General features: G+C 46.6%; 11 protein-coding genes. 9 read left to right on the forward strand and 2 right to left on the reverse strand.

The annotated features are described in order from the left end of the window. The first annotated feature begins 52 nt into the window (after positions 1-52). The 8 genes from msrA (at position 53) to AC0L6S_RS00655 (ending at position 11879) form a co-directional block, all read left to right on the forward strand. Positions 53-697 carry a peptide-methionine (S)-S-oxide reductase MsrA gene (msrA, locus tag AC0L6S_RS00620; protein WP_473426480.1) on the forward strand — a complete coding sequence of 215 codons (645 nt, stop codon included), beginning with the start codon at positions 53-55 and terminating at the stop codon, positions 695-697. A 107-nt stretch (positions 698-804) separates the two neighbouring features. Continuing rightward, the gene (locus AC0L6S_RS00625) at positions 805-2265 is read left to right on the forward strand and encodes a tyrosine-type recombinase/integrase (RefSeq protein WP_473426481.1); all 1461 of its coding nucleotides are present in this window, start codon (positions 805-807) and stop codon (positions 2263-2265) included. Between the two features lie 3 nt (positions 2266-2268). Further along, on the forward strand, positions 2269-5895 hold the full coding sequence (locus AC0L6S_RS00630) for a VPA1269 family protein (RefSeq protein ID WP_473426482.1): 3627 nt from the start codon (positions 2269-2271) through the stop codon (positions 5893-5895). Continuing rightward, positions 5888-6607, forward strand: a complete 720-nt coding sequence (locus AC0L6S_RS00635; protein ID WP_473426483.1) for a hypothetical protein — start codon at positions 5888-5890, stop codon at positions 6605-6607. Before AC0L6S_RS00630 ends, AC0L6S_RS00635 begins: the two co-directional genes overlap by 8 nt. An 842-nt stretch (positions 6608-7449) precedes the next feature. After that, positions 7450-8463: a DNA cytosine methyltransferase gene (locus AC0L6S_RS00640; protein ID WP_473426484.1), complete on the forward strand. Its 1014-nt coding sequence runs from the start codon at positions 7450-7452 to the stop codon at positions 8461-8463. Continuing rightward, positions 8463-10331 carry a hypothetical protein gene (locus AC0L6S_RS00645; RefSeq protein WP_473426485.1) on the forward strand — a complete coding sequence of 623 codons (1869 nt, stop codon included), beginning with the start codon at positions 8463-8465 and terminating at the stop codon, positions 10329-10331. The genes AC0L6S_RS00640 and AC0L6S_RS00645 overlap by 1 nt, the downstream gene beginning before the upstream one ends. Then, positions 10321-11160 carry a hypothetical protein gene (locus AC0L6S_RS00650; protein ID WP_473426486.1) on the forward strand — a complete coding sequence of 280 codons (840 nt, stop codon included), beginning with the start codon at positions 10321-10323 and terminating at the stop codon, positions 11158-11160. Before AC0L6S_RS00645 ends, AC0L6S_RS00650 begins: the two co-directional genes overlap by 11 nt. Next, positions 11157-11879, forward strand: coding sequence for a DUF6339 family protein (locus tag AC0L6S_RS00655; protein ID WP_473426487.1), 723 nt, complete (start codon positions 11157-11159; stop codon positions 11877-11879). Before AC0L6S_RS00650 ends, AC0L6S_RS00655 begins: the two co-directional genes overlap by 4 nt. Before the next feature lie 255 nt (positions 11880-12134). Here the strand turns inward: AC0L6S_RS00655 and AC0L6S_RS00660 are convergent, their stop codons facing one another. Both AC0L6S_RS00660 and AC0L6S_RS00665 read right to left on the reverse strand, forming a co-directional pair. Then, positions 12135-12944, reverse strand: coding sequence for a hypothetical protein (locus tag AC0L6S_RS00660; protein WP_473426488.1), 810 nt, complete (start codon positions 12942-12944; stop codon positions 12135-12137). Positions 12945-13050: 106 nt separating this feature from the next. Beyond that, positions 13051-13263, reverse strand: coding sequence for a helix-turn-helix domain-containing protein (locus AC0L6S_RS00665; protein WP_473426489.1), 213 nt, complete (start codon positions 13261-13263; stop codon positions 13051-13053). A gap of 170 nt (positions 13264-13433) precedes the next feature. Here AC0L6S_RS00665 and AC0L6S_RS00670 point away from each other — a divergent pair, with 170 nt between their 5' ends. Next, entirely contained in the window at positions 13434-14768 is a 1335-nt protein-coding gene (locus tag AC0L6S_RS00670) for a hypothetical protein (RefSeq protein WP_473426490.1), read from the forward strand. The last annotated feature ends 153 nt before the right edge of the window (positions 14769-14921 follow it).

Consider the following 14921-nt stretch of genomic DNA (forward strand, 5'->3'; position numbering starts at 1 on the left):
TTTGTGGCTGAGTCAGGTCACTTTAGCGCATTTGTGGCTATACTTGGAGCCTATGAACCTATTCAATATTCGCAGGAAACATACCATGCCGACGCCGGAAACTGCACTCCCTGGACGGGACGATGCCATGCCCGTTCCCACATCCCATTTTGTCAACGGCAATCCGCTGCGTGGCCCCTTCCCCGAGCATCTGCAACAGGCCGTGTTCGGCATGGGCTGCTTTTGGGGTGTAGAGCGTAAGTTCTGGCAACTCCCCGGTGTGTATACGACCGCGGCGGGTTATGCCGGTGGTTTGACGCACAACCCCACCTATCAGGAGGTCTGCAGCGGCAAGACCGGGCACAACGAAGTCGTACTCGTTGTTTTCGACCCGGCGCAGGTCAGCTACGAGGCACTGCTCAAGGTGTTCTGGGAAGGACACGACCCCACCCAGGGCATGCGCCAGGGCAATGATATGGGCACGCAGTACCGCTCGGGAATCTATACATTTGGCGATGAGCAGGCGGGCTTGGCTGCCGCCTCCAAAGCGGTTTTCCAGCAGGCGCTGGACGCGGCTGGCTACGGCAGTATCACGACAGAAATTGTCCCTGCTGGAGAGTTTTATTACGCCGAGGACTATCACCAGCAATACCTCGCAAAAAACCTTAGTGGGACCTGCCCAGTTATATCGAAGCCCCTTATTCCATATCCCAAATAGCGAGTAAAAGAGCCTGAAATTCTAATAAAAGCCGCTTTTTGACCTTTCTGGAGGGTTATCCACCCGTATATCATACAAATACTGTATGAATAAACAGGGGTGTATAGATGTCCAGGCAATATCACGTAAAAGTGATCTCTGATTGTACCGATTTTAGTGGTCGGCCTTTTCCCATGATCTACTTAGCAGACGGGGAGAAGGGCTACGTCATTAACCAGTGGATCTACTGGTTAATGCGCGGAAAGATGCCTGAATCTACCTTGAATGCCCATATTGATCACTTGATGTCGCTTTATGATTTTCACTATCACCGGTATCAGGATAGAGAGCTTGACCAGCAGAAGGCTAATAGTCTTATACCTGATTTTCTTGCGGCGAAAGAAAACGGTTGTGAATCTTTGGGCTGGAAACCCATCCGGCGCACAAAGACTTTACAGAAAATATGGAAATCAATCTGTCTTTTTGACGAGTGGCATGTGGCCCACCATGAAGCGATCTCGTTAGCGCCGTTTGAATCTCGGATGATGTCTGCGTGGGATACATGGTGTCGATGGCGTCAACGCGAACAGTGGTCGCCAACCTTTCACCTCACAGGATCTCTTGATAGGTCCATTAAGTCCCGAAATTTTGAACCGTTTCGTTTCGAGCATAGAAGTTTGAAACGAGGGAGTTTTGTAGCGAAGCGCGCCTTTCCTTTGGGGCGCTTCGAAGAGCTTATAGAGACAACACCGAATCCGAGGGATCAGATGGCATGGTTGCTACAGGGTGGGTGTAGTCTTCGGATGAGTGAGCCTTTACACCTGTTTGTCGACGATGTGTTGCCTCTGGAAGTTAATGGTCAACGTCAAATAAGATTGGATCACCCAGTTGAAGGGCGATATATCTACGAGAAGGACGGTCGCTCTATCGAAAAAAGCCGTGATTTTTATCTTCGCGACCGTTTCGAGAATAGTAGGTTTCGCGAGACCAGGCCCAAGCTCTATAAACTCAGAAATCGAACTTCTTACTCCCTAAACGATTCTATGTATTCGGGTTGGAAAGGTATGACTTACCACGACCCAAAAGAAATGACGCTACAGGACGGTAGGGTTGTCCACTTCAATTTTGCTCATTGGCTACATCCGAATCTTGCAGCTCGGTTCGCTCGTGCCTACGACGAATATATGGAAAGGTACTTCTATAGTCGACCTCCGGGCTGGCCATATCACCCCTGGCTTTTTATAGATGTGCATGGAGATCACCTCGGCCTCCCATGGTCGATCTCTTCATCTACAAAGGCATGGAAGCGTGCCCTAAGGCGAATAGGCCTTGATAACACCAATCTGGGCGAGCATTCGCTACGTCACATGTATGGATACTGCATGGCTTCTGCGGGTTTAGATTTGGCCACTGCAAAAATTGCCATGCATCACTATTCGACGACATCAACAGAGGTTTACTACCACCTTTCTCACGAGAAAGTTCGGCAGAGTATTGAAGACGCTATGAAAGGAATTCCTACGGAAAAGCAGTTCTATGTATTGCCTGGTGGGGAAGAGCAAAAAGCACTACTAGGGAGCTGGAGATAGCAAATGCTAGAAAATGGAGCTGTACTCGTAACTGCAAACAATGTCACAGAAGCAGAGGGGTTTTGGTCAAAAGAAAAAGTCGTCTTTAACCAAAGTCTATCCGACTTTATTGTATTGGATGAAACACTCTCCGCGAAGGGAGTTGAGGAATTGGTATTTGTATATTTAGATGAATTTCTCCCGCAAGCTATAGAAAGTTGGTTGAGAGTAGGAACCAGGCGACGGAGAAGTACACATTCCTGTGAACTCTGGCCTACTCACGGCACAATGAAGACGCAATTTCTAATCGCTAATACACACCTTCAACGTGAACTAGCGTTACCAAATGGGAGTGGATGGGACTCGATCTATAGCTGGGCTGAAGAAAATTTCCACACTGAAGAAGACCAAATTGGAGGTGTTGCCACTGTAATTTCGCGAGAGATAATTCAGAATCCTCAGGTAGTTTGTCGTAGAAATACGATTCCAGTAGCGCAGCTTGGAGGTGAGGTATCAAAGCAAAATATGCGCCTTTGGTCCCACCAAGATTTGTCAGGTCTCGATACCGTTCAGCGCATGACGATTGCAGCGAGGCTGAAAAATATAACCAAGGTGAATGATCAAACAATTAGTGATTATAAGGCGTTACTGCTAGAAAGCGGATGGTACTTCCCGGAGGGATGGGGTGAATCGTCTCTCTCAAATGCCAGCTTCGTTAAGGTTGCTCAAGCACTTAGTCGTGCCGCATTGGCAATGTTGCGTTTTCGCAAGAAGTTGCTTTTTCCACCACTCGATGAGCTCGTAGCCTACCTCCAGTATACACCTAGCGCTAACCTGAAGTTCGTGGATCAAGTTCTTTCAGATAGAGCGTTAGGAGAAAAAATCGCTACCTCATGGCGCCGGCTTGTACTAAATATCCTTGTTTCAAGCACCATCGATACGATTGATGATGTTCCGGCAAATATAAGTGATATCGTGCAGCCGTTTCCTGATTCTAAGCTTCTCAATAAGGCATTTGGCACGGGATTATATGCCTATGGTGAGACAAAAGGTGGCGAGCGATTCCCGCTGAAAACGTTACATAGAAACAAATCAAGAAGAGGTAAGATACCTAAAAGAGGGTCTATTGAGTGGGTAGAAAAAGAATCTCTTCCGGAGCCATGGGTGTGTTACACAAGGATCATTATCAATAGCTCAAAAGCAGCTGAGGGAACTAAGCGGAAGAAGGTGATCTCCCTTATCGAGTGGGCATGGTATGAGAGAGGATTTGCGAGCCCACGAGATATCCGCATCAGTGATCTTCTAGATGTGAGTAATCCAGAGCGAGAAGATACATTTTTTGCTTACGTAGATAAACGTGAAGGTAAATGGGACCGTTGGAATGCAGCGGCTCATGGCTTCAGAATGGTCTGCAACAATGAAAAAGTAGTCGCAGACCTGGCGAGTCGGCTTATTGAAAGCGACATATTTGAGCCCTTGGAAAATCCATTTTTGGGGAAAAAAAATAAGGGAGCAACGCTGAGAACGCGGCTGCCAAATGACTATCATGAGGCAATGATGCAAGTATTGCTCTCGCCGGATAGTGATGGGGTTCCAACGTTCCATTTTGTTAAGTATGAGCTGGGCTATGATTGGTTTGAGCATAGGGGTGAGGACGCCGGTAGTGTAGAGAGAATTTGGTGCCCTTCTAGGGCTAGAGCCCTTGCTTTCCAGCTGTCTCTTGGGATTCGTAGGCATCAAATTCAATGGCTTGATCAGGGATTATTGGATCAGCGTAGATGGGATTGTTCTAAACACAAATATGTTGAGAACAATCATCCGCTTAGTGGCTGGGTTCATCCCGATACTGGTGAAAGCCACGAGCGATTCTATGGTCGCGCTACTGGAGTGATTCAACCAATAACCGACGCCGTAACTATGGAGGAAACTGCTTGTCTATTTGTCTGCACGAACAAGACTCAGATGTGGAATCCTGAAGCAAGAAGAGGGTATGAGTGTTGGTGGCCGCGCTCCACACAGCTTCAGAATAGCGATATTGCGCTTACTTTGCGCCAAGAGGAGTGGTTGGATCGCCCTTGGGAATTGATAGAGGAACAGGTTACATGGTTGGAAAAATATGATCCTAATCCAACTCCGGTAACGTTTTCGGAATTCGGAGACAACGAGTCGCGTCTGTCAAAAAAGTGTTGCTACCCATATCTCACGCCGATCTTTCGAGATCTATCGAATCCGCACTATCGTGAAGACGGAGCTCAGATATTTTTACCAGTTACGTCTGCACGGATTGAAACTCTATTTAGTGCTATTGCAGTTGAAGCAGAGAAGCGTTTACGCGATCAAGGGGTAAGCGCGACTCTTACAGAATCGGTAGGCAGACGCAATGGAGCTTACAAGGGCAAAAAATGTAGATGGCCAGGGCACCATTCAAGAGTATTCGGTATCAGTTATCTCCTTGAGCTAGGTATACCATTACCAATTGTTCAAATGGTTGTCGGTCACGCTACGCCAGTGATGACTTTGCAGTATAACAAAGCAGATCCACATTTCGTTCAATCGCTACTTCTTGGAAAAATCGCTGAGTCCGGGCTCTTTGATGGGTGGGGAAAAAGTGCTGAAGCACCTGATCTAGAGTCAAGATTTGTAACAACTAACCCTGCTTTCCAGGACAATCTTATACCGGTCCTACAGATTGATCAGAAAAACTATTCCGGCGTAACTTCGACCCATGGAGGACTATGCTTGGCCGGTCGTACTGGCTGTCACGAGGGGATGCTAAAAGAGGAGTATCAGAGTCTCGTGAAGTTCCAGACAGTTCAGAGTGGGTGCGGAAACTGTCGGTTCTTTGCTGTCACTCCTTCACAACTTTTCGAGCAGGCTTTTGTGCTAAATGATCTCTTTATCGAGATTCGCTCACATGGCAAGAAGCAGATCGCAACCGCCCATGAACTCACCAACCTAAGATTTTCTGAGAACACATACCAGGACCAGCAGAAAATGGAAGAGTTGACTCACCAGCTTGAAGAAATAGAAAGACAGTTGGCTCCGAAAGTCCAAGAGTGGATGAATAGGTTTGAGATGTTTAGAGAATGCCATGAACAGCTGGATCAATACGTGGAGTTTATACGGGACAAGCAGGGAGAGGATTCAGGGTTAATTCTTCTCTCGAGCATGACTAGACAGGAAGCAGCCCCGGAGATCGAGCTTAGGCTTGAGAAAAGTGGCGAGTTTCAGCTTGCGAGACAGACCCTACTTGGTGCGCACATCCAAGGAGGGATTGATAAAGCCAGTGAACTCAGTAGAAGGCAGTTAAGGGATTTTGTGGACCGACTGCTCATTCATGATGATCCAAGTAGCTTGCTCATCAGAATTTCCGATGAGTCAACTCGTGACAAAGTAGCTTTCTTGGCGTCAGAGATGATGGCTTCAATGGTTGGGGCAGGCTCAGTGCAAGAAGCGCTCGATAGCGACAAGGGATTGTCGTCTATCGCCACAGACAAGGACCTTTTCACATCGCTACGATCCTATCTTGGAGATTTGTTTGACAATGCGATGAGTTCACAGGCTAGAGGCGAGAAGCCTACATTAGAGAGCTTGATGCCCGCGTCTTCGAAGTTTGTTTTGGAACCAAGGGGAGTTGATTCGAATGAGTAATGATGAAGGAAGTTCAGCGGAGGTATATCGGGAGCTACGGAAAGTTCATGCCGACACCAAGGGGAAGAAGACTTTGGAAAATTTGGTGAAGGCCTGTGACCACATTGAAGAGCATAAGATGCTAATGAACTATTCATCTGTCGCCAGAGTGGCCTCAGAAGTACTTAGGCTGGTAGGTGGCCCCGCTCATTCGACTGTCCAGGGCAGTACTGATTGGAAGCGGTATATCGCAGCGCGAAAGTATGAGTATGAAGAGGGAAAAAAGTTCGTAAGGCCATTGACGCGAAGCGGAAAGGCCGAGTCTGCTAAAGCGTACCCCGAGGCTGGTTTAAGTGCCATAGTTAGAGAGTGCATAGATACGCTTCGAACGAAGCTCTCAGCTCAGATATCTATCACGAATGGATTACGCAAAGATTTGATGCGGCAGCGGCGAGAGAACCCTATAGATGTCGGCGCCTCAGTTTCCCGTGGGCCATCAGCGTGTATGGGATTGCAGATAAGTGACCCAGTACGCCTCGATGAAGAAGTGAGCGTGTTGCGTGGAGCCGTAGCGAAGATTTTACAGCTCCCGGATAAGGACGGCAGTGGGTTGATTTCTCATCGGAGAGAAGATCAGGAAATAGTTGAGCTTGACGGAGATCATAAATGGTACTTGTCGAGCAAAGAAATGGCTGTCCTAAAGCGCTTTGCTTCGTCTGAAAACGATATGTAGATACAGTGGGGCTCCATTAAATCAATTCGAAGAGCATTAAAGCATCCGGAAAATATCTTTGCCGAATTTCTCGATCTATGGTGATGCAAGTGAGAATATTGTCGACGAACACTGGTCATGAGAATTTTTAATGTCGCACGAATGTATTAGGTCCCATGGTGCAAGCATTTCGGTCTCCAGGAGGGAGTATGATGCAGCAAGCAAGGAAGAAAGGGTCAGACAGAATTTGAAGGTTAGGGCGGAAGGGCAGATGATTCTGCCTCGGCATGCTTCGATACATCGTGCCGAGTAATGGAGTGTGGCGTTATTTTGTAGCTGTTTTTGCCTTTGGTCTAATAAGTCGCTGTGGGCTTGCTCGAGAGCTCGAAATTTTGTTGGCGCTCAAATAGGGTTAGGTGGCATTATTAGAGTGTTCGAGGGCCTAAGTGAGGCACGTTTCCGTATCTAGCTGAAATATAAAAAAATAAAGAGCTCAGATCTATCTTAGAGGTTTCTAGTAGTCTACATATAAAAAATGTAGCCATATAATCATAAAGTTGCTATTATCCCTGCTTGTGCATTAATTTCCTTCATTTTCGAGCCATTATTGTCTATTAATTGAGCTATATATGTCATGAGTAGGGATAAGTCCGCGAAATTTGTTGAGCTCGCTAATAAGAGAGTAAACCGCGTAATTAAGGACCTTCGTTTAGTGGGTAATCTTGCAAACCGTCGAAATTATGACTTTTCGAATGAGCAAGCAAGAAAGCTAATTGGTGCAATCCAGGTTGAGGTGGATAAGTTAGCCCGTCAGTTTGAGGACTCTAAAGAAGTGTCACCCGAAGAATTTAAGCTGTGATCGAATGAGCCATGAGTATAAAGCAGCCGCGCTTTTCGCGGGAATAGGTGGATTCTGTAGCGGCTTCAAATCCGTTGGAATAGCTACGTCTTGGGCGATTGAAAATGACCAGGCGGCAGTAACTACCTACGAGAAGAACTTTCCAGACGTCCAGGTAATTAAACATGGCGACGCGCCAGCTGACATTCGCAATGTTTCAGTTAGCGGGGATAGTCTTAGCCCTGTTGATGTATTACATGCAGGCTTTCCCTGCCAGAGTTTTTCGGGAGCTGGTGACAAGAAAGGGTTTGAAGACGAGCGAGGGAAGCTTTTTTACGAGGTAATCCGGATTTTACGAGAGTTCGGAGATGATCGACCGTCAGTGCTGGTTCTGGAAAATTCCCCGTACTTGAAGATTGGGAATGGTGGAGAGTGGTTTCTTGAGGTTTCCAAAGAGATCAAGCGTGCTGGGTATTGGTTTCGCGAAGCGAATAGTGCCGAGCTCAATTCTTGGGATATCACTCCACTACCGCAGCAACGTAATCGACTTTTCATGGTCGCGTTCTCTACCAGTCGATTTAGAAATGGGCGAATTGACTTTCCAATTAAGAGATCCAGGGCGAAAAAGAGCTTAGAGAAGCACATAAAATTTGACTCGAAGTTAGACGACGATTTTTATTACCTTCCAAAGGAAAATCGCTATCACAAGCTTATTAGTAAGCACATAGATGAGCCGCGTGCTATTTACCAGTTGCGGAAGTACTTCGTACGAGCGAAAGATCCAAATGTTTGCCCCACACTAACCGCCAACATGGGCCTAGGCGGACATAATGTGCCGTTCATCATGGATGCTGGCGGTCTTAGAAAGCTGACTGAATACGAATGCCTTTCATTGCAGGGTTTTGAGCGCGGTTTCAAGTTCCCTGATGAGGTTATTCGTTCTAAGAGGTATGTGCAGATAGGAAATTCTGTGTGTGTGCCGGTAGCAAAGCTATTAGGCAAGGCCGTTTACGAGAAAATAGAGAGGGATCGTAAGTAATGGATGATGCTATAGGATGGAACCACCCGATCGACGACGCGGACCAGTGGGACGGATTTAATGACCCTGGGATAGAGCATTTTGCAGGTAGTCCAATCAGAAGCCTTGCTCGGGAAGTTACCCAAAATTCTATGGACGCGGTCGACAAAGGAATTGTCGACCTCAGATTTCATGTGAGTTCGGTATTGACTGATTCAGTACCTGGAATTGATCAGCTGAAAGCGACGATGAACGCGTGTTTGGCTGATGCTGATGCTGAAGGCCCGAAGGCAAAAGCATTTTTTGAAAATGCTGTGAAATTGTTGAAGCAGAAAAGACTGAAAGTTTTGACAATATCGGACTACAACACCAAGGGCATGAGGGGGCCTTGTGAGAACGGAACTCCGTACTACGCCTTTATGAAGGCCAAGGGGCAGAGTGTTAAGCCTGATCCTAGTTCGGTAGGCTCATTTGGTATAGGTAAGTTTGCACCCTATGCAAACTCAAAGCTTCGTACCATCTTCGTATCCACGGTGTTTGAGACTGTTACAGGTGATTACGAGCAGTTCACTCAAGCCAAGTCCGTATTAATGTCGCACGACCTTGAAGGAAAGAGACGACAAGGATATGGCTTTTGGGGTGTGGCAGACCGGTGTCAGCCCGTAATCGGAGCAAATGAGCAAATTCCGGATTGGTTACTGAGGTGTGCCGACGAAAAAGAATTGCCAGATTCTGTGGGCAGTAATCTCGCATTGTTGGGGTTTGAACCTGTAAAGGATTGGGAGGATCATCTGGTTGCTTCTTTGGCGGAGAATTTTTTCGGTGCAATTTTCGATGGAAAGCTTCGTGTCGAAATTACCGACAAATATGTCATAGACCAAGGAACCATCAGCGATTTATTGGCTAATACCAAAATCCGTTCCAAACTGGATGGAATTAAAGATGAACCCCAGAGGTTTGACCGTGGATCGCACTATCTACGGTCGCTTGATGATACGCCTGATGTTGTAGTCGAGGAGCATGAGAACCGTGAGCTAGGGTTATGTGAGCTCAGGATATTGTTGGGGGAAGATTTGCCAAAGAGTGTCGCAATTTTAAGAAATGGCATGTTTATTTCTGACTATTTGGACGGGCTAAAGAGCTTTTATGATTTTAAGGATTTCGCTGCTGTAGTTCGTTTTCATAGTGAGAAAGGTAATGCTTTACTGCGGGCTATGGAGCCCCCCAAGCATGATGACTTTGAGCCAGATCGGCTAAATGGTGCAAAAGAGCAAGCCCGTGGTGCAAAAGCGCTTCGTGAGCTGGCTAAGTGGGTCCGCGATTCGCTAAAAAGGCATGCAAAAGACCCGGTAGCCGAAGTTACCGAAATTGATGAATTGAAAGAGTTCTTTGCTCACGAGGGTGATGAAGAGTCAGGAAAAGGGATGGATGAGATTAATCCATTTGGGCAAGTTATTATCAGGGCCAAACCTATCAAAACTAGAATGCTTGGCGCTCAAGTCGGGGGGGGCTCCGGTTCATCCGGCGGAAAAGGTAGTGGCAGCGGTGGCTCCGATAGCGGCTCAAGTGAAAGTGGTAGCTCGAAAGGGGGCAGTTCGGGTAGCGCTGGGAACTCTATCATGCTTAATGATATTAGGGCTGTGGTAGATGGGCCTGACTCGAGGGTAGTTTCCTTTACGCCGACAAGGTCGGGGAAAGTTTCGATTCAATTGTTTGAAGCTGGTGCTGACGCTGATTATTTGGTTAATGTTTCCAAGTCTTCAGCCGGTAAGATTTCGAAAGATGGCTCGGTGAAACTAAGCGTTAGTGCGGGAAAGAGGGTAAGCCTCGAAGTCACGCTTGCTGAAAAGTTTGATGGCGCGATGAAGGTGATTGCTGATGAAGTTTGATTACAACAAAGCTTACCCCTACCCAGTGCTCCGTCCGCATAGCGATGACTTTATTGATTCAGAGTTTCAGGCTGCGGTCGAATTCGATATCTCAGCTGGATCCAGTGAGGCGAAAGTAAACTTGGAGTATGCCATATCAGTACCTGAAATTGACGAGCTAATCGGGAAAAAGAAAGCTGCTTATGTGTCGATTGTCTCATGCCGGGACACTTACTTTCGCGAGGTTATTTCATCTCATGATCAAGTGGCGGTGATCGAGATGGATGCTAATGCTCTCCGAGGAGAAGTGAGGGTTGACTCGTTCGTTGTCGTTCAAAAATCTATCAAGACTTTCTCGTGCCCTGATATTAACCCTGAGTTTGGTAAAGGGAAGTTCTCTTATGGTCCCGGAGATCTGCTGGCACAAGACGAACCCCAGGTCTTTTTTATTGACCGAGATATGTTCAAACCTGTCACGTCTGTCTTTGATCTGGTCAAAAGAGATGGTCTCGCGGAGGGTGATTGGACAGTGGGGTTTGATGATCAACATATTCAGATAGGGCTAAATCAGAAGACTAAAGAAGCAATAGATGACGCTAGAAACAACCAAAAAAACAGGATCATTTTGGTGAACTCGATCTATTTCGCTGCGGTTATGCAGGCGATCGCAAAATTGCAAACTAATTCCGCAGACTACTCACATTTGAAGTGGGCTGAGGTGATTGCACGACAAGCACACAATATAGGATGCGACATAGAGAAAGGGGAGCCATACTTTATTGCGCAAAAGCTCATGAAGTCGCCACTATCTTTATTAAAAGCCTATGTTTTTGAAGGAGGTGCAGAGTGAAGCTTACTCTACTTAAACAAGCAAAACTCGAAGAGCTATACAAGGACGTAGAAGCCAATCTGGACTCGTACCGTGAAGGAGATTTTGCGTCGCTTGCCATCGACCCATCTGCATATATAGAGACTGAGCTTGATATCGACGCTACCGAACTTGCCAAAGTAGCTTGTTCTGCTGATGATCATGATGAAGTGAACAACTGTATTCGAATATACAAATCACTAAATGGGCTGACTCCATACCTGGCTCGTGATCATCGATTATGGGCGCACCTCGTGCACTTGCATTTGCTAGCCTATTCGCGCAATAGATGGCCTATTCCAGATGATGACGAAAAAGCAGTAAAACATATACGGACGCACTATTTTGTAAGAGATGCTAGGGGGTTCGAGAGGGATAATGCTGCATCCAGACTTTGGTGGATGGCCGCATTGTGTGATCGTGTAGATGGTGTCAGCCTGAAAAGGGCGCTAACGCTTTTATTGCATATGTATGATGTTAGAGCAAATATTATTGAGAGACCAACAACATCTCAGAGCAAGGTTGTTTTTTCTTCAATAATCAAGGCACTAGATTCGTCTTATAAGAAAGATAAGTTATTATTCGAGCGAGAAAGGTTTCGTGGTGTCATGGCATCTCTCAATCTTAAGGGTGGGACGAAGCTCCTTGAGGCCTTGCCGGAAAAGGAAATGGAAGCGGTGTTGGCGCAGTGCCTGAAGTAGATTGAACTTAGTCAGGTGCACTTGTAGGTTTTTGCCTAGGCATTTGTTCAAGTTGATTTGGGTGTTATAGCTCAGGCCCGTCCTGGTAGTCATTGTAGTACCAATCGCTAACCCTGTAGCGCGCTTTCACGGAATTCGGGGAAAATATGGGCCGAAACCTAGGGTTAGATTCTGCGGAGAGCTGCCGCTTAGTAAAGTACAGAGCAGCGGTGCGCTAGTGGATTAAAAATTAAGGAGTGATGTTGTCTTTCCCTTTTAGTTCTCGTTGCTCGCTACGTCCTGCTCTTCCTGAAGCTCCCTCTTGAGTCGCGCAAATATCGCCAATATCTTGAACATTGTGTCTGCTAGTAGCAGCATATTGATGCTATCTTGAAACGTGGCGTGTTGCTCGGAATATCCATGCATGTGATCGTGGCGATTAGGGAGTTGAAATCCCGAATCTTGGTGCCGGGAATCTCTATATACATGCTCCGTGAGAACCTCGTAAACAACACTTGCCCTCATCTCGGGTGGAAGTAGTGAAACAGGCAGATCGCCTAGTACTGCGAGAACTGGCTTCAGACCGGCATTGATCTTGTTGTTTAGTTGAACTCCCTCGAGCGCCCCTCTAGATGCCATTTCGATCTCGGCGAATAGGGTTCGCGGTATGCACCGAAACAGCTCTTCCTCGTGGGCAGATAGACACTGACGCATTGTCTCCTGATGGTCGCCACCAAGTTCTTGATAAGCATCGTTACTTTCAAGTGTCTTCCTAATGTCGACCCAGTTTTGTTTTATGTACCTCATCACGAAGCCGTCGACGTCCTGGGAGGTTTTGTCTATTTCCGCACTTATGTCGTCAAGTGCGAGGCACGCATGCGGGAACCACCCATATTGAGCGATCTTCTTGTCGCGTTCGGCCTGCGCGAACACATCTTGAAAAATTGCATTAAGCAGCGATAAGGTTTTCTCCGCTCGGGTTACCAGACTCTTTGATGGAGCAAGCGCATCTTCAACTCGACTTAAGAGTTTGCCGATCTCTCCAGCGCTCCTTCGAATGGATTCGCCTGCTTGTTCTTTGGTCATTTCACCACCTCTTTTTCATTGCGAGTATATAAAGCAGCAAAGCATCATTGCTGAAGGGGGCATCTGCGTGATCGAATAGAAAGTATTGACTACTATGATTCTTAGATTAGTTTGTTTCCAGAAAGGCAACAATAGGGACGTCAAGTGCGTCAGCGATCCGCTTTAGAGTTGTGATTCGGATATCCTTTTTCCCTCGTTCAATAAATCCTATGTGGCTTCGGTCAATACCTGCCATGTTGGCGAGTTGCTCCTGCGAGACCTTTTTATCCCGACGAATTTTTTTGATTTGCTGGCCGAGTTTGCTCAGTAAAGGATCCACTGCCTTTCCTCTTACCCAAAGGTAAGAAATATTGACATTTGAGCGCAAAAACACCACGGGCTATAATGCTCATTTTGGTGAGGGTAAAAGATGGCAGCGCTTTTGGAGGATAAGCAATCAAGAGGTCCTGTCTTCTACTGTGTCAACCTGGAAAGCGTCAACTCTTTGACATGCCCATAATTAGAAGAACTCCAGCGGACGTTGAATGTCCGCATATCTATGAGATCTTTTTTTCTCTCCAAGGCACAAAAATAATTTCCTATATTGGGAAAACAGTCGGCGAGAATGGTTTGTATGTCTCTGGGTCTTCTGAGTTGGATAGAGTCATCTCTAATACAATTTTGTTCTACGGCCAGGAGACTGCATATGAAGGCTGGCACAAGGTTGTTTTGGCAGAATTTCCTCCAGGTACATCCGACGCCATAATTAGTGAAGAAGAAAAGAGGTTGATCCTTAGATCATACGATCAGTGCAGTAAATTGGGGCCGGGGCAAAGCTGGGAGATCCTAAACAAAAGTTTTCTCATGAAGACCTGGAAAGAGGATGCTAGACATGTGTTAAAAAAATTGCGCACGGATCAGTGTGAAAACTTGCATCCACGCCCCTTTTCTCAATCGAGAAGGCTGTTTCCTACGAAATTTATAAGTCAACCTGATAGCGCTGGCGAGCTGGCCAATCAAGCACCATCTGAGCCTGAATCACGAGAAAGCAGGCTCCTTGTGCAGCCAAACTTTCCACAAAGGGTAATTGCTAGTATTGGGCGAGAAATAGCCGTATCTTTGGATTTGATGGCTTTTCCGGGGCTGGGGCGAGCTTCAATCAAGTTGAGATTGTTGTTCTCGTTACTTGCGAATTTTTCGAGGTTTGAAGGTACAGAAAAACAATACTACGAGATCAAAACGTCGACTCTCCGTTATCTTTTGGATGAGCCAAATTTGACAAGTGCTAGGGCGAAGGTTGCGTTCTACGAGTTATCAGATGCAGTCGAGTCCGATAGTTTGGTGAGGCTGACGGAGCTACACTCGGGTAAAAAATCTACGAATTTCTGTATTGAGCTTGCATCTGATAATCCAGCAACCATGAGCGCTTTAGTTAGCATAGACTACGATAAGTTTATACGCCTCGCCAGTAGTGGTCAGCAGTCAGCTCTCGGGAGGAGATATTTTGCCGTATTGGCTGCTTGGCAGACATACAAGCGCACGGGCTATGGACTACCGTTTGATATTGCAATGACTTTAATTTCGGGAAGGCCGTTGCCAGTGCTGGCAGATGTTGCGGGGCGAAAGGAGCTGCAAGCATCTTGTAGGAAGGCGATAAAGCAGTCTGAAACCTGGTTGGCTGATGCCTTGGGCTCTTCATTTGTAACAAATTACTTTACAAAGAAGAGGCTCAGGCAGCTCTCAGGAGAGTTTTCCGATTGTACTAGCGACTTTCAAGTAGTCTTCGAGTTCGCGGAAGTGCCGCTCGCAGATTTCGTGGTTCTTATGGCAGATCGAAGACTTTAGAGCAGTTCATTGTTAGATGCTATGTGCCCTAGGCACATAAGAGGCCAACTTCTTGTAAATTCTCCGACCATGTGTCAGCTTTGGACTCGATGATGGCTTTTCGCCCACAGAGACGTAGCGATAGGTGCATCCATACATCCATATAGCAGCATT

The organism is Halioglobus sp. D3-4 (assembly GCF_055809315.1).

Bases quoted from the DNA above. Each gene is read 5' to 3' on its own strand.
- AC0L6S_RS00640 (WP_473426484.1), top strand. From the start codon at position 7,450: ATGAGCCATGAGTATAAAGCAGCCGCGCTTTTCGCGGGAATAGGTGGA.
- AC0L6S_RS00670 (WP_473426490.1), top strand. From the start codon at position 13,434: ATGCCCATAATTAGAAGAACTCCAGCGGACGTTGAATGTCCGCATATC.
- AC0L6S_RS00645 (WP_473426485.1), top strand. From the start codon at position 8,463: ATGGATGATGCTATAGGATGGAACCACCCGATCGACGACGCGGACCAG.
- AC0L6S_RS00635 (WP_473426483.1), top strand. From the start codon at position 5,888: ATGAGTAATGATGAAGGAAGTTCAGCGGAGGTATATCGGGAGCTACGG.
- AC0L6S_RS00630 (WP_473426482.1), top strand. From the start codon at position 2,269: ATGCTAGAAAATGGAGCTGTACTCGTAACTGCAAACAATGTCACAGAA.
- AC0L6S_RS00650 (WP_473426486.1), top strand. From the start codon at position 10,321: ATGAAGTTTGATTACAACAAAGCTTACCCCTACCCAGTGCTCCGTCCG.
- AC0L6S_RS00625 (WP_473426481.1), top strand. From the start codon at position 805: ATGTCCAGGCAATATCACGTAAAAGTGATCTCTGATTGTACCGATTTT.
- msrA (WP_473426480.1), top strand. From the start codon at position 53: ATGAACCTATTCAATATTCGCAGGAAACATACCATGCCGACGCCGGAA.
- AC0L6S_RS00660 (WP_473426488.1), bottom strand. From the start codon at position 12,944: ATGACCAAAGAACAAGCAGGCGAATCCATTCGAAGGAGCGCTGGAGAG.